15 protein-coding genes are annotated in these 18281 nt (G+C 41.8%); 2 read left to right on the forward strand and 13 right to left on the reverse strand.

Annotated features, from left to right (window positions below; genetic code table 11):
* Nucleotides 1-5 precede the first annotated feature (5 nt).
* On the reverse strand, nucleotides 6-1847 hold the full coding sequence (locus tag HWQ39_RS19405) for a vanadium-dependent haloperoxidase (RefSeq protein ID WP_292848532.1): 1842 nt from the start codon (nucleotides 1845-1847) through the stop codon (nucleotides 6-8).
* A gap of 752 nt (nucleotides 1848-2599) precedes the next feature.
* Between HWQ39_RS19405 and HWQ39_RS19410 the strand changes: the two genes are divergently transcribed.
* On the forward strand, nucleotides 2600-3424 hold the full coding sequence (locus tag HWQ39_RS19410; RefSeq protein ID WP_292848535.1) for an ABC transporter permease: 825 nt from the start codon (nucleotides 2600-2602) through the stop codon (nucleotides 3422-3424).
* A gap of 287 nt (nucleotides 3425-3711) precedes the next feature.
* On the opposite strand, the gene HWQ39_RS19415 is transcribed toward HWQ39_RS19410, so the two are convergent.
* From HWQ39_RS19415 to HWQ39_RS19455, 9 genes are all read right to left on the reverse strand, one after another.
* A complete protein-coding gene (locus tag HWQ39_RS19415) occupies nucleotides 3712-5031 on the reverse strand; it encodes an MFS transporter (protein WP_292848538.1) in 1320 nt (439 codons plus the stop codon).
* Nucleotides 5032-6107: 1076 nt separating this feature from the next.
* Entirely contained in the window at nucleotides 6108-7175 is a 1068-nt protein-coding gene (namA, locus tag HWQ39_RS19420; RefSeq protein ID WP_292848540.1) for an NADPH dehydrogenase NamA, read from the reverse strand.
* A gap of 299 nt (nucleotides 7176-7474) precedes the next feature.
* Entirely contained in the window at nucleotides 7475-8689 is a 1215-nt protein-coding gene (locus HWQ39_RS19425) for an MFS transporter (RefSeq protein WP_292848543.1), read from the reverse strand.
* Nucleotides 8690-8718: 29 nt separating this feature from the next.
* A complete protein-coding gene (locus tag HWQ39_RS19430; RefSeq protein WP_292848546.1) occupies nucleotides 8719-8925 on the reverse strand; it encodes a hypothetical protein in 207 nt (68 codons plus the stop codon).
* A 274-nt stretch (nucleotides 8926-9199) separates the two neighbouring features.
* Nucleotides 9200-10057: a MetQ/NlpA family ABC transporter substrate-binding protein gene (locus tag HWQ39_RS19435; protein WP_292848549.1), complete on the reverse strand. Its 858-nt coding sequence runs from the start codon at nucleotides 10055-10057 to the stop codon at nucleotides 9200-9202.
* Nucleotides 10058-10170: 113 nt separating this feature from the next.
* Nucleotides 10171-10827, reverse strand: a complete 657-nt coding sequence (locus HWQ39_RS19440; protein ID WP_292848552.1) for a methionine ABC transporter permease — start codon at nucleotides 10825-10827, stop codon at nucleotides 10171-10173.
* A gap of 254 nt (nucleotides 10828-11081) precedes the next feature.
* Entirely contained in the window at nucleotides 11082-12269 is a 1188-nt protein-coding gene (locus HWQ39_RS19445) for an LLM class flavin-dependent oxidoreductase (protein ID WP_292848555.1), read from the reverse strand.
* Between the two features lie 69 nt (nucleotides 12270-12338).
* The gene (locus HWQ39_RS19450) at nucleotides 12339-13316 is read right to left on the reverse strand and encodes an ATP-binding cassette domain-containing protein (protein ID WP_292848558.1); all 978 of its coding nucleotides are present in this window, start codon (nucleotides 13314-13316) and stop codon (nucleotides 12339-12341) included.
* Between the two features lie 74 nt (nucleotides 13317-13390).
* The gene (locus HWQ39_RS19455) at nucleotides 13391-14110 is read right to left on the reverse strand and encodes a MetQ/NlpA family ABC transporter substrate-binding protein (protein ID WP_292848786.1); all 720 of its coding nucleotides are present in this window, start codon (nucleotides 14108-14110) and stop codon (nucleotides 13391-13393) included.
* On the opposite strand from HWQ39_RS19455, the gene HWQ39_RS19460 reads away from it, so the two are divergent.
* On the forward strand, nucleotides 14025-14357 hold the full coding sequence (locus HWQ39_RS19460; protein ID WP_292848792.1) for a hypothetical protein: 333 nt from the start codon (nucleotides 14025-14027) through the stop codon (nucleotides 14355-14357). The two genes, HWQ39_RS19455 and HWQ39_RS19460, sit on opposite strands and share 86 nt — an antisense overlap.
* A gap of 12 nt (nucleotides 14358-14369) precedes the next feature.
* Here the strand turns inward: HWQ39_RS19460 and HWQ39_RS19465 are convergent, their stop codons facing one another.
* The 3 genes from HWQ39_RS19465 to HWQ39_RS19475 form a co-directional block, all read right to left on the reverse strand.
* The gene (locus HWQ39_RS19465; RefSeq protein WP_292848561.1) at nucleotides 14370-15263 is read right to left on the reverse strand and encodes a MetQ/NlpA family ABC transporter substrate-binding protein; all 894 of its coding nucleotides are present in this window, start codon (nucleotides 15261-15263) and stop codon (nucleotides 14370-14372) included.
* A 138-nt stretch (nucleotides 15264-15401) separates the two neighbouring features.
* On the reverse strand, nucleotides 15402-16505 hold the full coding sequence (locus tag HWQ39_RS19470; protein WP_292848564.1) for an aliphatic sulfonate ABC transporter substrate-binding protein: 1104 nt from the start codon (nucleotides 16503-16505) through the stop codon (nucleotides 15402-15404).
* Between the two features lie 135 nt (nucleotides 16506-16640).
* Nucleotides 16641-17747 (reverse strand): aliphatic sulfonate ABC transporter substrate-binding protein, encoded by a 1107-nt coding sequence (locus HWQ39_RS19475; protein ID WP_292848567.1) that lies wholly within the window; start codon nucleotides 17745-17747, stop codon nucleotides 16641-16643.
* Between the last annotated feature and the right edge of the window lie 534 nt (nucleotides 17748-18281).

Consider the following 18281-nt stretch of genomic DNA (forward strand, 5'->3'; position numbering starts at 1 on the left):
AAGCGTTAAATCGTGACTTTTGTACCATCAAATTTGGTAAACGTGAAACCTTCAAATTTTTCGCGGAAAGTTAGTTTCTCGTCTTTCAGAATACCAATGGCGATCGCTTCGCCAAGGGCTAACGACGCTGCTGCATCTGTGCGCCAGTGAATTCCTGCACTATCACGACCTAAGCCAATATTCGCCGCTAGTTTGTTCAATTCGCCGCCCACAGTCAATGGTGGCCCTTGATATGGAATCAACTTGGTGGGATCTTTGGGATCGGGCACTACCGGATTGGGAATCACATAATTCTCATCAAATAGGGCCTTCAAGATTGTGACGCTAGCACCGGCTGATACCGAAGCGCCGCCTGGATAAGAAGAATGCAACGGTGCCCCTTCGGGGAAGGCTTGTGGTAGCAGGTAGGATTTATTTTTGCTGAAGAAGCGATCGAGTGCTTCTGACTTGAAAACTTCAGAGTTAATCGGATGGTTGGTTTTATTCACCTTGTTGTTGTGAACCAACCCACCATAAGCCTCGGCTCGTAGACGACGATGTACATAATACTTTTGCCAATAAGCCGCTCTAATTGCATGAGGACTAACCCAACCGATCAGAGATTGTGAATACCCTGGGCCAAATGTTCCAGAACCACTAGATTGTGTCTTCGACTTGTTGTAAGGATTGCCAGCATTGTAAGGTGAACCAACACCGCCAGCTAGGGGATTATCACTGACTGGCTTGGCGAGTAGAATCAAAGCTGCATTTGTATAGACTGGTGGTGGGGTATGGGCAATCTCTGACTGGTCGCGCCCGTTGATAAAGTAGCGACGGGTTGAGTCAAACTTAATCGTTCGACCAGAATCGCCACCATTTTGTACTAGCAACCACTCGTCATAGTTAGTTTGGAAACTGTTTTCGGGAACAGCTAAAGGAACACGGTTAAGTTGAGCATAACTATGGGTTCCTGCGGGTATTGGACGCAGTAAAAATTGGGAGACATAAGGGCCCACATCTACCCCTGGTAGGGTGTGATAAATCGTTTTACCAGAGGCATCAACGTAGATCGCAGTGCCTCGAAACAGCAGTTCGGGTGTAACCCGTCCGTTTTGTTTAGGCCCTTTAAATGCTGATAACCGATTCAGATCCTTAACTGCCGCCAGAATCAGCGGGTTAGTTGTATCATTACGGAATTCGCTAAAAGGTACATCCTGTAAGAGTTGTTGCCAAGCAATTTCCAGGAATTCAGCCCCCTGTTCTGCACTATCCAGGGTGGGTGGTACTGGAATCGCCAATTGACAAGTATTCACTCCACTCAAGCTAATTGCTAATGGGGTGAGCGGTTGTACCAGCTTCCGTTTGCCACCCAGAATTATTTTTTCATACTCGTTGGGATCGCCAGATTTCAGCGCATTAATCAAAGATTGATAAGCCTTCAGATCGACTTCGCCCAGTTGATTATGGGGCAATCCTCGTGTATCTGTGGCAATTTTGTTGGCGTACTTCGCCTCATCTCCGTTGGTGGGATGGGGAGGAATGGGAATTTCCCGATTAACTTTGGCTGCTGTTGTACGTACTTGAAAGGCTTTCTCGCGCAAGTCGCTATAGTTTGGCTTGACAGCAGGTTCCTGAGCCTGGACAATATTTTCTCCTTTCTTCGAGGAAAAGGATGAGCTAAAAACCCCGGCGACAACACTAGCTGCACTAAATAAGCCAGCGCGACCGAGAAATGAGCGTCTGCTAGCACGACCAAGAAATAATCTTCTACTACCTGCGTTAGTTTGAAATTGCTTAGTTTTTCTTATTTCACTATCAGCCTGAGCATTTTCTTTAGAATCTTGATGAGAATTGGGATCTGCTTGCATCTAAGTTGTTCTCCACTGGCAAAAAATAATTCAAAAATCCAGGCATGAGTAAATACATGAGCGGCTAAAAGCTAGAATGACTTTGAGCCACACACGGAATACCCACCTCTATAAAAAGATGGCAATCTCACTGAATTTGTAATGAAATCTGGGATTGTTCTACTAGCAAGTAACTTGCATTGGAGATTGTTTTCCCGACAATTATGTAAGTATTTAATGCTAATACTCAAGCTCTTATCGCATGGTTATTACACTTCCGTAGTCTGAATCAGTCCGATAGCTTGTTGCCAAGATTCAAGAGTCGCTATATGAGCTGCACTTTCTTCCAGTCAGACTGCAAATATCTGTAAGTCTATCGGTTTACCGTATTTTGATGTTAAATCAGACTTTCTCACAAACGGCGATCAAAATCAAGAGGTTTTTACAATAAACTTGCCAAGAGCCTGAAAGTCCTAGAGGAGTTACGGCAGAACAAGATGAGGAGTGGGGGAAGAAGTTTTCATTCGTTCGTTCTGGCCGAACCTTCCGTGGGGTCTAACTTGCAAATACCTTGTTTTTTGCTGCTCGCTGTGTGATACTTTCGTTTAAATTAACAAATAACATAAATCTTTTAAACAAGGTAAAAAATAATCATGATACTCAAGAGATTTAGAACGTGAATTTTATTAATTGGATTAATACTAATTTGATAAAGCTTTGTATAAGGAAGAGAAGTTTAACTGAACTGTATTGGCTTTTAGAGTATGAAATTGGTGAGTCGAACAACAGCAAATTCTAATAAATTTGAGAAGTTATATGCCGATCTCAAAGCTAGTAGTACTTTCAGGCGCGGAGTAATTTTTTGTAGCTTATTGATTTTTTGGCAATTGTATGTATGGATTGCCCAAGTTCCCGCCTTACTGATTCCTGGCCCGATAGCAGTTTTAGAAGCACTGTGGCACGACTTATTGAGTCAAAAACTGCTGCAAGCAACACTCAGTACTTTGTCTGTGTTATGTATCGGTATGGTTTTGGGTGTGATTGTGGGTACGGCTTTAGCAGCTTTCGCCAAAGTTTCTCGTTTTGGTCAAGATTTGCTAATTGTGATGAGTTCGATGCTGAATCCCTTACCTGCGATCGCTATTTTACCCCTAGTGATGATTTGGTTTGGGTTCACTTCTGTTTCTATTATCATAGTTACTGCCCATGCGACAACTTGGCCAATTGCCCTGAATACAGAAATGGGACTTAGTACTATCAACCCAACGGTTCTTATGGTGGGGAAAAACCTTGGTCTAGATGGTTTTAAACTGATTCGAGAAATTATGCTCCCTGCTGCATTACCTCACATCTTAACAGGCTTAAGAACTGCTTGGGCTTTTGGTTGGCGTACCGTAATTGCCGCTGAATTAATATTTGGTTCAGGAGGTGCTACCAGCGGTTTGGGATGGCAGATTAATAATAGTCGCTACTTCCTACAAACCGATCGCGTATTTGCCGGATTAGTGGTAATTGCAATTTTGGGTTTAGCTGTCAATTATCTTTTTCAATTAATTGAAATCAACACAGTGCAAAAATGGGGTATGAAACGTAATTAAACAGTTGATAGAATTAGGCGATTGTCTCTACAAAACATCTAATCACAACGAACTTAGTACAACTTTGCATAAGTTCATAACTTTTTTAAACGCAGAGGTACGCAGAGTTTTGCCAAAGTTAATTCGCTATGAATTAATGAAATGCTGTACTTAGTACACGTCACCTAAAAGAGGTTCGGAAATATCGAGGGTTGATGTTGGTTTTCACTATGTACTCCTACGGGGATCTTGCTACCACCCAACCTACGAATGATTCAATTCCATACTCTTTTTTGGGTGGGCTGTACTTAGCCTTTATTTGACTGTGGAAGTAACCCCAACTGAGCGTAAATTGGATCTACTATTTTTCCTATTTTTGGGAGTTGTCTACTAAAGAAATATGCTCCTAAAATACAACAGATACCACCAAACATTAAAGCGTTGCTAACACCAAAGTAACCTGCCAATGCTCCAAAAAATAAATTACCAAAAGGCAGTATTCCTAAAAAACCAGTTGTAAAGATACTAGTTACTCTACCTCTTTTATCTTCTTCAAGCAGAATTGATTGCATAAAGTTACTAATTGAAGCCAAGGTGAGACTATTATTCATACCGATGATAAACATGAATATTAGACAAGTATTTAAATTAGTTGAGCGGGAAAAAATTATCAAACCTAAACCTAAAATGGCTGTAGAACTTGCGATGATTGTTCCTAATCCCATGATATTTTTTCTGGAAATGAGATAAACACCTGAAATTATAGAACCAAGTGCCGAAGCTGTCATCAGATAACCCATAGTTTCTGCGTTACCTTTCAAAACCTCTTGAGCAAAAATTGGTACTAAATTGACGTAGGTCATCCCCATAAAGCAGACAATAATTTGCAATATTAATAAGTATTTAATTGGCAAGAATTTGTATGCATAAACAAACCCTTCTTTGAGGTTGTTCCAAATTTGGGACTTGTGATTAGATGCATTATGTATAACTGGGTTTACTTTGACAGTTAAGATTGCAGATACAAAGGGTAGATAACTAATACTATCTACGAGAAAACAGGAAGCTGCACCAGACCTAGCAATCACTAAACCCCCAATCATCGGACTAACAAACTTTGCTGTGTTAATCAAGAATGAATGGGAAGCCAATGCACTATAAGTATCTGATTTTTTATCCAAAAGTCTGGGAATAATTACCTGACGTGCTGGTAAATCAAAAGCTTTTACCGTTCCCTGAAGCGTACCAATGAGAATAATCCATACAACGTTAATGTTACCACTAAGAGTTAGAAACGTTAGGGTAGAAGATAGCAAAATAGATACTAGTTGAGTAGTTAATAAGACATATCGTAAGTTCCAACGGTCTAACAAAACTCCTACTAAAGGAGTAATAACTAAGCCCATCGCTTGATTTGTAAACCCAGCTACACCAACTAATACAGCCGAATTAGTTAGTTGATAAACTAGCCATACTAAAGCAATTTGAGTCATCCAAGACCCAAAAAAAGATAAACTTTCGCCAATAACAAAACAAGAAAAGTTTACCGACTTAAGCGCAGGTGGAAGTTCAAAAGAAACAAACTTGAGCTTTTCTTTTTGGAAGTTTTCTCTATTACTTGGTATCATGATTCTTTCCCTGATTAAAAGTTCTTGCAGCCCTATTTTGTCAGAAGAGACTTCAGTTGAAAATCTGAGTTAGTAGTTTGTATTCAGCGATAAATCGCTCAATTTCAAGGGTTAAAGCCGCTTACTAAGTACACGTCACCGTAAAATTGGTTCGGAAAAATTGACGGTTGATGTTGGGTTTCACTGCGTACCCCTGCGGGTATCTTGCTACCACCCAACTTACGAATGATTAAATTCCATACTCTTTTTGTGGCGGGCTGTACTTAGCTAGAAACTTTTGTAATCCCTCAAAATTAATCAGACAGACTACCATAGCCTAAAAGTTTTCATCTTACTTCGCTGTATTTACGTAGCATCGTTTTGCGTTCACTCTGTTCATGCTTTTTCCTTTATTTCGATAAGATAATTTGCACAGACAAGGACACTAATAGAGACATTGCAAGGCAACGTCTCTATTAATTTTTATGATGAAGTTTTAGCAAACCTGCATATTACCAGCCCTAAATGAGTATTAGCAAGACTTAATGTTCGCAAAACAGAAAGTTTGTATACTTACTATTAGAATAAAAAAATGCCGATAGTACGACTAGAGTATGTATCATATCATGTCTGGTCGAATATGTAAGTATGTTGTAACAGCATGGCGGGAATAAACATACTATTTCAAATGGCGCAAGAGCTTGGAATACGATTCTTTTGACTTTTGACTTCCGCCTTGCGGTACTAGCCATTGCAGAGTTAGGTACTTCCAAGAAATAAATTACCCAATCTTGTAGGGTGGGCAACATGAGCGCCCAGCTTATGCAATTTAAATGTGGAACAGCTTAAAATCTCTTGTTTTTCTCAGCCCTCTCCGTGTCTCTGCGGTTTAAAAGTAATTTATTTAACTACAGAGAACAGAGAGAGAAGAGTTTTTCAGATGACGTGAAAATTCATAAGGCAGAAGGAACTCACGTTTAAAAACGTGAGATTGAAGCAAAGTTTTCATTCTTTCCTCCTGCCGACGCTCGCGGACTCGCTAATGCTGCGCTATCTTGCCCTCTGCCTTCTCTTGTAAGAATTTTGTATGGGTGAAATTATAGCCAAGCGCGATCATATTGAACAGGCCAGAGTTTATCGTGTCCTAGCTGTTTGGCTGCCAGATGTGGCCAGTAAGGATTGCGGAGGAGTTCACGTCCTAACAGCACTATATCAGCTACTTCTGTACGAATAATTTCGTCAGCTTGTTCAGGGGATGTAATTAAGCCCACGGCTCCTGTATGAATATTAGCTTCGCGGCGGATGCGTTCGGCAAACTCAGTCTGATAACCAGGTTTAATTGGTATATGAACGCCTGGTATAGTACCGCCTGAGGAAGTATCGATGAGATCGACTCCTAGAGATTTGAGTTTGTCGCTTAAAGCGATACTTTGCTCAATGTCCCAGCCATTGTCTACCCAATCGGTGGCGGAGATGCGTACCCAGAGTGGATGTGTTTGGGGCCAAACTTCTCGGACTGCTTGAACTACTTCTCTGAGGAGACGAGTCCGGTTTTCAAAGCTACCACCATAATCATCTTGACGCTGGTTAGAAAGGGGTGAGAGAAATTGGTGCAGTAGATAACCGTGGGCGGCATGGATTTCCACTAGTTTGAAACCAGCTTGTAGAGAACGTTTAGCGGCTTGGGCGAAGGCATCAATAACTTCTTGAATTCCCTCAAGGCTGAGGGCTTCTGGAACTGGGCTATCTTGGCTAAAAGCGATCGCACTACTCGAAATTAAGGGCCGCCAACCTTCCTGAGATTCATCTAGTGCTTTTCCTCCCTTACTCGGTTTGGCAGTGCTGGCCTTTCTACCTGCGTGAGCAAGTTGAATACCCGCAACAGCGCCAAAGTTATGAATTAATGCCACAGTCTTAGCTAAACTTTCTATATGGGAATCTGACCAAATTCCCAAATCTTGCGGGCTAATGCGTCCGCGCGGCTCCACAGCTGCCGCTTCTGTGATCACTATCCCAGCACCGCCAACTGCGCGAGAGGCTAGATGAATAAAGTGCCAATCGTTAGCATATCCATTTGTACTGGAATATTGACACATCGGTGAAACGGCGATGCGGTTGCGAAAGGTAACTTCACGAATTTTGAATGGTTCAAACAGATGTGCCATTGATATTGATTCCTTCTCTTGCTAGGTAAAAGGGATTGGGGACTGGGGATTGGGGATTAGGGATTGGGCGCTGGGATTTTACTCGTAAGAATTATGTAAGGGACTTTGACTCGAATGGCACTAATGGCTTGACCAGAGGCAGAGCCTCTGAGAGTACATTCCCAGTCTTCAGACTGGGAACAAGGTGACACAAGCCTTTCGGCTTTTCTTAGTCCCATTCGATTTTGACCCCTCCCAAGTTTTGAAATAATTTCCCAGTACCCAATCCCTAGTCCCCAATCCCCAGTCTCCACAACCAGTTAAATTGCTGTAGATTTTCTCTTACGTACACTGAAATGAGCGATAAACGCCACAGTCAACAAAAATAATCCCAAGGCGCAAACGCCGTTCCATTGCCACAATCCCCAGACATAAGTGCCAAGAAAAGAGCCGAGTGCGCCGCCAGTGTAGTTTGTCACCATGTATACCGTATTCAAACGGCTCTCAGCATTTGGAACTAAGTTGTAGACGCGGATTTGATTTGAAACATAACCAGTGTGCATTCCCAAGTCCAGAATAAGCACCCCTAATATAAGACCGAGCAAATGAGTTCCACCAGCTATCCAAAGGATGACAAAAGCTGATAGAGATAGCACAACAGCTACGCCAATTAACATTCTGGGGCCCCGCTTGTCTGCTACTCGTCCAACAATTGGGGTGGTAAAAACGCCAATTAAGCCAACTAAGCCAAATAAACCTGCAACTCGACTGTCGTAATTATACGCGGGAGATTCTAGTAGAAAAACTAGAGTTACCCACGCAGCATTAAAGGCTGCAAATACTAGTGCAACATTCAGTGCCGCTTCACGTAATACAGGCTGCTCACGAACTAGTTGCACAAGACTCTGCATTAGTTGCTGGTATGACAGAGTAGATGAAGGCTTACTCACAGGTATCCGCCCTTGGATCACAAAAGCTAAGATAAGCATTACACCTGCTGAGATGCCATATACGGCTCGCCAACCCAGATATTCCCCAATTATCCCACTGACTGAACGGGCAAGAAGAACGCTGAGGATCATACCACTAAGTAGGGTTCCAATAACTTTACCCCGCTCTGAAGGGTGTGTTAGTTGGGCGACTAGTGGAATAACTAGATGTGCTACTATGCTACAGAAACCAAGTACGAAACTTGATACAGAAAGCCAAGCGATATTAGGTGCTGTAGCTTCCACGACTAAGATACCAGCCAGCAAACCTAGCATAGTGACAATTAACCAGCGGCGTTCCATGCGATCGCCCAAAGGAACTAATAGCAGCAGTCCGACTGCATAGCCAGTTTGGGTAAGAGTGGGAATAAATCCTACTTGTTGGACAGAGATATTTAAGCTACGTCCCATATCAGCTAATAGCGGCTGATTGTAATAGACATTGGCCACTGCTAAACCACAAGTGATCGCTAAAGCTAAAACAGTACTCCGCTGCGTCAGCGAATTACTATCAGTGGTTAGAGCAGTATGCTCTTTAGAACTCATTATGATGCACCAAAATATTGAATAGTAGCTTAAATACTTGTTGAATCACTAGATTCATCATCAAGATTTAGATGATTAGGCTTTTTCTCAGGCTTTAGGGTCTGTAATTCCCAAATGTCGCGTTTTCCTAGTTCTTGATCCGCTAATAACTGTAGATGATCTGGTAATTTCGTTGATTGCCAAATTGACCAAATTTCTCCACAAAGTAATTCTTTTTCAATTTGTCCAAAAAACATGATTTTACTCTCCAGTAATGCTCAAGTTTAAGTTTCGTAATTCCTAATTTCGGAAAGATGAAGTAAAAAATTTGTCATTTTTCATCGAACAGAATTCAGAATGAATAATCGGCGTTTTTGCACTCACACCAAATTGCGAATTTGGTTAGCTTACTTCCCGCAGGGTATCCCCGACTGGTAGCGAGTCGGCGTACCCTTACAGAGAAGCAAGCTACGCGTAACATATCCGGCTCCGCTCCTGACTTCTGAATTCTTCTTCATTCTTTCACCATCTTTAAAATACAGGTACTATTCGCCCCTGATACTGCTTGTTAATAAAATCTCTAACTTGTGGATCGTTAAGTAACTTATTTAGCTTCTGAATTTTTGGCTCATTTTCTCGACCCTGTAATGTAACTAATGCCAAAGCATATTTTTTATTTTTAGCTGTCTCCTGTCCCATAGATTGCGGTGTTATTCCTGCTAGAGCAACGGTTTGAGCCGAAGAAACAATGAAGTCTACATCATTAATAGCTCGAACTACCTGAACTCCTTCTACTTCCTTGATTCGTAATTTTTTCGGATTCTCAGCTATGTCTCTTTGAGTTACAAATTCTTTGGTATTTTCCTTAAGTTTTATTAAGCCGTTGCTTGCCAGTAACCTCAATCCTCGGTCATTATTAATCACATCATTGGCAATTGTGACAGTAGCATTTTGAGGAACCTCATTCACAGATTTAAGGTTTTTTGAGAAAAGACCGAGTGTGCTTAAAGAAACTAGATTTAATGGAACTAAATTGATTTTGAGTTCCTTGACTGCATTATTCATGAAAGGTCGATGTTGGAAAAAATTGGCATCAATTACTTTGTCTCTTAAAGCCGTATTTGGTTGTATCCAGTCATTAAAAGTAACAACTTTTACTTCTAATCCTTCTTGAGGTGCTAGCTTAGTATTTACAAACTTCAAAATATCTTCAGATATAATTCCCGTCACCCCAACTTGAATGACTTCTTTTTGTGCGGTTGCTTGGGCTGTATTTGAAGTTACTTGAGCTTGTTGTTGGCTACAGCTAGCAAAGAGTATGGAAGCAGTAAATGAGCTTAAAGCTGTGATAAAAAATCGGCGGTTAATTTTTGGATGTTGTATGTTCATGAGCAATATTCTTGGTGATTCAAGATCGGATGTGAACTAACCGCTTTCTCTACAAGATGCAGAAGACGCAGAGAGAAGATTGAAAAGTTTACGAATCCTGGCAAAATGGCGATTTATCGTTTTCTTGTTCGCTGCGCCAGTAAATCGCCTAAAAACTGTACGATTTGCACTAGGGCAATCAGAACCACAATGGTGGAAATCATCACACCAACATCAAATCGTTGGTAGCCGTATTGAATTGCCAAATTACCTAAGCCGCCACCACCAACGGCCCCAGCCATTGCGGAAGAGTTCAGTAGACTCACAACGAGAATTGTCATACCCAACAGCAGCGATGGGAAAGCCTCTGGAATCAATACTTTAAGAACGATTTGCCAATGATTACACCCCATTGCTTGGGCGGCTTCTATTAGTCCTTTATCAACTTCCAGAACGCTGGTTTCAGCGATGCGTCCGAAAAATGGGATGGCGGCGAGGGTTAGGGGAACTAGCGCGGCTGTACTACCGATGGAAGTACCGACGATCAATCGCGTTACTGGTGTCAAGACGACTAGCAAAATAATAAAGGGAAACGATCGCCCGGTATTGACGATCGTACCCAACACTTTATGTACTTGTGGAAAATTTAGCAGGTTCCCTGGGGCTGTCATCACCAAGATTAAGCCCAAAGGCAAACCTAAAAGTATCGCTACTACCGCTGATATACTCACCATGTAAAAGGTTTCACCAGTAGCCAGCCATAAACTTTGCAGCAATTCTTGCCCTTGCATCAATAAACCTCCACTTCAAACTCTGATTTGGGTAAATATTTCAAGGCTTGGGTTACTTTTGATCCTTCTAGTTGGATGTGAAATTGACTAACGCGGCGATTGCATACTACGATAAATCAATAGAGTTAGCGTTGTATTGACTATAAGATTTGCATAGATGAAGATAAAAAACAAGGGTAGGGGCTTATGGATGTAGGCCTCTAGGAACTTCTAATTGAAGGGGGCAGGGAGCAGGGGGCAGGGGGTATAAACCGTCAGAGTCGCAATCCTGCCTGTTTTAGTAGTGGGAGAACGCGCTTGCCGAAGAAATCGAGATCGGGTTCAAAATCGTAGAAGGCGAGTTGGAAGCCATCAACGCCAGCTTCTTTTAGTTGCAAAAGTTGCTCGGTAATCTGCTCAGGGGAGCCGATCAGTTGGATGTTACCGCCGATCGCACTACCGACACCATGCCGCAGATTGCCCTTTTGATGCCCCTTCCAGGCATGTGCATCGCTGGTGAAGCGAGAACGTCCAGCGATCGATTCGCGATCGGCGTGGTCGATGATCGCTTGAGCATATTCTTCCGCCTCTCGTTCAGTTTCGCGGACGACAATCAGCGGATTTAGGAGAGTGCGTACTTGTCGGCCATTGTCGATCGCCGACTGTTTGACACGGGCAGTGTGAGCGGGTAGCGAGGATAGGGCGCTTTCGATGTCGCCACCACCTGGGCTAGTGATGAACACGATATCAGAGTGGCGACCTGCAAAATTGATACCTGCATCAGAGCCAGTGGCGTTGACCAAAATCGGCCGACCATAAAGCGATCGCGGGCTAATATAAGCATCCTTAAACTGCCAAGAAGCCTGACTCTGATAAGAAAAGTTTTCGGTTTCAGACCAGAGTCTTTCGAGAATGGAGACAAATTCATCAGCGAGTTCGTAGCGGCGATCGTGTTCGATCTGGCTCCAGCCGAATAGTTCGTGTTCATAAGCCCGGTGTCCGGTGACGACATTGATACCCCATCGACCTTTGGAAATGTGGTCAAGGGTTGCGCCAAATTTGGCAAGATGGATCGGATGCCACGGCCCGTAGAGGATGTGAATTGTCGAGATTAGCAAGATGCGTGAGGTAATACTGGCAAGGGATGCAGTGGTGATGAAGGCATCTAAACCCGCTTCCGTCCGTGTCGGGCCTTGTCCACCTTTAGGCTGCCAGGTAGAATAGCCAAAAACGAGGTCAAAACCGAGTTCCTCAGCCTTTTGGGTCAGCTTGGCATTATAGTCAAATGACCAGTCGGTAGTGCGCGGTAAGGCTGACGAACTCCAACCACCATGATGAATAGGTAAGAATAATCCGAGCAAAACGGGCTGTCGTAAAGCTTGCGACAACGGGCTATCAGGATAATCTGCTGGACTAGCCGCCGTGGCACGTGTTTTAAGTAAAGTAGTATCAATTGCATTCATAGTTTGATTGGGGATTGGGGATTTGGGACTGGGAGGGGAATAATAACTCCTAACTCCTAACTCAGCACTCTAATGGACTTCTACTTCAAACTCTGATTCGTGTAGATATTTCAAGGCTTGCGTGATCTTTGCTCCCTCTAGTTCGATGTGAAATTGACCAACGCGGCGATCGCCTACAGTTTCGACGCTACCGCTGAGGATATTGATATCAACATCAAAACGACGTGCTAAAGTGGCGAAGATTGGTTGTTTAGCTTGTTCTCCGGCAAAGGCGATCGTTGCTAGCACTGCGCCAGGACGTGCTAAATGTCCATTGCGACGCGGGAAAACTTCTTGGGCGAGAAGTGATTCTGGCTTGGCAATTAAATCACTGACTCGCCCCTGTTCTACAACCTTGCCAGCATTGAGTACGGCTACACTGTCGCAGATTTGCTTAACTACACCCATTTCATGGGTAATCAGCAAAATTGTTAGCCCCATACGCTTGTTGAGATCGCGCAATAGTTCCAAAATCGATCGCGTCGTTTGAGGATCAAGTGCTGAAGTCGCTTCATCAGAAAGCAATACTTTTGGTTCACCAGCTAGCGCCCTAGCAATACCAACCCTTTGCTTTTGACCGCCCGAAAGTTTTGCTGGATAAGCATTAGCTTTACCTGCCAAACCAACTAGTGAGATTAATTCTTCAACTTTTGCCCGTTGCTTCAGTTTGCTGTAACCAATCACTTCCAAAGGAAAAGCAATATTTTCCGCCACAGTTCTGCAACTGAGTAAGTTGAAGTGCTGAAAAATCATTCCAATTCGCTGACGACTTTGGCGCAACTTGATACCGGAGAGTTTGGTAATTTCCTGTCCATCGACTGTGACGTAACCCGATGTAGGCTTTTCTAATTGATTAACACAACGAATTAAGGTGCTTTTACCTGCACCACTCTGTCCTAAAACCCCAAAAATCTCACCTGGTTTTACCTCAAAGCTGACGCCATCCAGTGCTACTATCTCTTGATTTCCTTGGTAATAAACTTTGCGTACATCAGTAAATGTAATCATTTTAATAATTACTCCAAAAAAAGGATATTATGTCTTGTTTGATAAAGTAAATAAACTTGAATTGATTTTTTTTGCTAAGGCATAGGAATCACTGCGCCTTGATACTTTTCTTTAATAAAATCCTTGACTTTTTGATCCCGGAGCAATTTGTAAAGTTTCTGAATTCTGGGGTCATTTTCTTGCCCCTGCAAAGTAGTAAGAGTAACTGCATAGAGTGGGTTTTTAGCTGATTCCAATGCCAAAGCATCTTTATCTGTTCGCATTCCTCCTGCTAGAACTGTTGCACCTGTCATCACGCCTAAATCAACATCAGGAAGATAGGGTAACAACTGACCAGATATAACTTCTTTGATTTGCAAATTTTTGGGATTCTCGACAATATCTTTAATACTTACTAAAACCCCAGGATTATTTTTCAGCTTGATTAACTTAGCTTCTTCTAGTACCTTCAACGCGCGATGAGCATTGTTGATATCGCCAGGAATAATCACTAACCCATTTTTAGGAACCTCAGCTAAAGATTTATGCCGTTTGGAATAAATGCCAACTGGATTCAAATGAATTGGAGGGTTTAAGGCTACCATTTGGATATTGTGTTGCTTGCCAAAGTCCTCCATAAAAGGAACGTGTTGAAAGTAATTAGCATCTATTTGTTTATCCCTCAGTGCGAAGTTGTCTTGCACGCTATCACTAAAGGTAACAATTTCGATGTTTAGTCCTGCTGCCGGTGCTAAATTCTTTTTGACAAACTCTAAAATCTCTCCGGCTGGGACAGGTGAAACTCCAACTTTTATTTTCTCTTCTTGTGTAGTTGCAACTGTATTAGCAGTTGTTTTTGCTGATGTATTGACTGCGGTATTAGAGGCAGAATTGGGTGAACTACAGCTAGCAAATAATGTTGATGCTGTAAATGATATAGCTGTTATTACAAATAAGCGGCGGTTAATTTTGATTAAAGGATTTTTCATGCGATCGCCTTTGGATAGTGTTACAGGAGTTCAAAAGATTAACTTGCCTTTTGAACTCCAAAATTTCATTTAAAAACTCACATCATTAGGGAATTGCTAGCACAGCACCTTTGTATTTCTCTTTAATAAAATCCTTAACTTTTTGATCACGGAGTAATTTATAGACTTTTTGAATTCTGGGGTCGTTTTGTTTTCCTTGTAACGTAGTCAGAGTAACTGCATAAATTGGGTTTCGAGCAGATTCTAACGCTAAGGCATCTTTATCAGTTCGCATCCCTGCTTGGACAACCCAGTTGCCTGTTATTGCTGCTAAATCCACATCAGGTAGTGAGGGAATTGCCTGGGCTCCTGGTATTTCTTTGATTGTGAGTTTTTTGGGATTTTCAACAATATCTTTGACACTTGCTACTCCTTTAAGATTGTCTTTTAGCTTGATTAATTTAGCGCTTTCTAGGACTCTCAAAGCTCGGTTAGCGTTGCTAGCATCATCAGGAATAGTGACAAGTCCATTTTGCGGAACTTCAGCTAAAGATTTATGGCGCTTGGAATAAACTCCGACTGGATTTAAGTGAATTGGAGGATTAAAAGCAACCATTTTGATATTGTTATGCTTGCCATAGTCTTCCATAAAGGGGACGTGCTGAAAATAATTAGCATCGATTTGTCCATCCCTAAGCGCTGAGTTATTTTGGACAAAATCATTGAAAGTAACAATCTCAATATCTAGTCCTGCCTCTGGTGCTAAATTCTTTTTGACAAATTCTAAAATTTCTCCTGCGGGTACTGGTGTAACTCCAATTTTGACTTTCTCTTTCGTTGCCGTAGTGACAGTATTAGCTGCTGGTGTTGCTGCCGGGTTTGGTGCGGGATTAGAAGCAGAATTGGGTGAGCTACAGCTAGTAAAGACTGTGGATGCTGCAAATGATGTAACCGCGATTAAAAAGAAGCGGCGGTTAATTTTGATCAAAGGAATTTTCATGCGATCGCCTCTTTTTTTTGTCAATTAATAAAGAAGAATTCAGGAGTCAGTAGTCATAATTCAGAATGAGATTCTGGAAACCTCAGAGTTAGGGAGTCCGCGAGAATATTGATTCTGACTCCTGAATTCATTTTTGCTTTACCATTTTTGGTCAGAAGACCAGTTGAAATTTTTATCTTTGACATCAATTTTCTTGGGAATAACTTTTAATTCGTAGAATGTATCTGCCATATTTTGTAAGCCCGTCAGAACTTCATTGTCTACAGGTAGAACCTGTCTAGTTCCACCACGTCCCTCGACGATTTCCATTGTCTGTAAATCAACTTTATAGAGCTTTGAAAGCAGTTTGGCAGAATCTTTGTTGTTATTTTTAGCCCAAACACCAGCCTTCTCTAACTCTTGCAAAACAACCTTGAGAATGTCTGGATGATCGCGTACAAAATCTGGAGAGGCAAAGTAGAAACCTGGGCTTTCTACAATAGCTTTGTCACCAAATACTGTAGTGTTGTCTGCTAATAGACGAGTCCGAAGTTTGCGCTCAGTTTCAGCAGTGTAAGGGTCCCAAATTACCCAGGCATCAAAATCGCCACGTTGAAAAGCGGGTAAAGCTTCTGCTGGTGTCAGAAAAACAGGTTGAATGTCACTGTATTTCAAACCCACTTTCTCTAAAGCGCGGACAATCATATATTGCGAACTCGCTCCTTTAGCAAAAGCAACTTTTTTGCCTTTGAGATCGGCAAGAGTTTTGATCGGTGAATTTTCTAGCACTAGGATGGCTGAACTTCTGGGGCTACTTGTACTCGCAGCCACCCGCACAAATTGTTTATCAGCCGCTTGAGCAAATACACTTCCGGTACCACCACCACCACCAAAAACGATCGCGCCTACTCCCATCCCTTCAAGTAAAGGCGCAGTAGAGGAAAATTCATTCCAGCTAACAGAAATCCCTTGAGGTTGTAAGCGTTTTTCTAGCGCACCTTGGGCTTTGATAATATTTAGTAGAGACATCCCTTTTTGATGCCCCATTTTCAGCACTGTTAGCTGATTCTTCTGTGGTTCCTGTTTCTGTGGACTGGCAGAATTAGCCGCATTATTTGGGGTACAGGATGCGATCGCAAAACTCAAGCCCAAACCAATTACAAATAGTAGCACCAACGATCGCATTCCAGGTTGCTGAACAAGCTTTAACAACCTCCTCTGATTTATCCAAACTAAAAACTGATTCATCAATCGAGTGAACATAATTAATCCTTTGTTGCTTGCTTTATTCAGGTAAACAGGTTATACCAATTTGAAAAATAATTGCGACAGATGAATTCACACCAATGTAATTCCCAATCGAAAATCTAAAATCCCAAATCAAAAATGGTAGTAGATTTACCACTTATGGTCAGGAATCCAGTTGAAATTTTTATCTTTGACATCAATTTTTTTGGGAATAACTTTTAGCTTATAGAACGCATCCGCCATACGTTGTAACCCTGAGAGTGATTCGTCATTCACAGGTACTACTTGTCTAGTTCCACCACGTTTCTCAACAGTTTGCATTGTTGCCAAATCAATCTTGTACACCTTAGAAAGCAGTTTGGCAGAATCATTAGTGTTCTTGTTAGACCACTGAGCCGCCTTTTCTACCTCTTGCAAAATAATTTTTAAAAGGTCAGGATGGTCGCGTACAAAGTCTTGAGAAGCGTAATAAAAACCTGGACTTTCGATTGCGGCTTTGTCACCAAAGATAGTGCCATTGTCTGCAATTGAACGAGTGCGAATTTTTTGCTCGGCTTGAGCGGTATATGGGTCCCAAATTAACCACGCATCGATATCACCACGTTCAAATGCAGGTAAAGCTTCTGCTGGTGTGAGAAAAATAGGTTTAATGTCGTTATATGTTAAACCTACTTTTTCTAAAGCCCGTACTATGATGTAATGCTGACCGGAGCCTTTAGCAAAAGCAACTTTTTTACCTTTGAGATCGGCAACGGTTTTGATAGGTGAATTTTCCTTGACTAAAATTGGTGAACCCTTTGTACCACTACTGAGTGATGCAGCTACGCGCACAAATGGTTTATCACCTGCTTGAGCAAAAACGCTTCCTGTACCACCACCAGCACCAAAGACTATTGCACCTGCACCCATCCCATCAAGTAGGGGTGCTGTAGAAGAAAATTCATTCCAGGTGACAGAAATACCCTGAGGTTTTAAACGTTGCTCTAGGGTTCCTTGTGCTTTGAGAATATTTAGTAGTGCTACCCCTTTTTGATGCCCCATTTTCAGCACTGTTAGCTGACTTTTTTGGGGTTCTTGTTTCGGTGCCGTTACAGAGTTAGCGGCATTATTCGGGGTGCAAGATGCGATCGCAATGCTCAAGCCCAAACCAATTACAAATAGTAGAGCAAAAGCTTGTATGCCAGGTTGTTTCGTAAACTTCAATAAGCTTCTCTGATTTATCCAAGCTAAAAACTGATTCACAAGTCGATTTAACATCCTTCCTCCTTGGCGTTACATAAAAATTTGATTGGCATCCAAACAAGGGAATAATTTGTTATAAATAATTAAGAAGCACGAGCCTCAAATTAGAGAAAATCACTATGTTGAAAACCTATCTATGAATATTTTTTCTGAAATAATAAATTTAAACTTCAGGAAAAGTTTGAATGCAATTATTTAGCTGAGTGATAATACAATTAATCTGCCTAACGGCGTAGTGTTCGTGATAACTAAATTTGATAATATAAAAAATATTTTTATAAAGAATATTAAGTTTTAAATCTTCTTTTCCTTATTGGTTAACAGCAAAATTCATAACTATTATCGGAATAGTTATGCTCCTAAAAAATAATAATTAAAAGAGTATATAGCGTTTCCCGATCTCGTGAGTAAACCCGTAGGGGCACGGCAGTGCCCATTGGTGTCAACTTAACGCGAAATCGAGCGTCCGCCGGGAATTGAATTCCCGGCTCATAGCTAAAGTCATCTTCAAATGACTAAATATCGCCAAAAATCTCCAGTCTACTTCAG

This window comes from Nostoc sp. NMS8 (assembly GCF_017115045.1).
In the GTDB taxonomy this organism is placed as follows: Bacteria; Cyanobacteriota; Cyanobacteriia; order Cyanobacteriales; family Nostocaceae; genus Nostoc.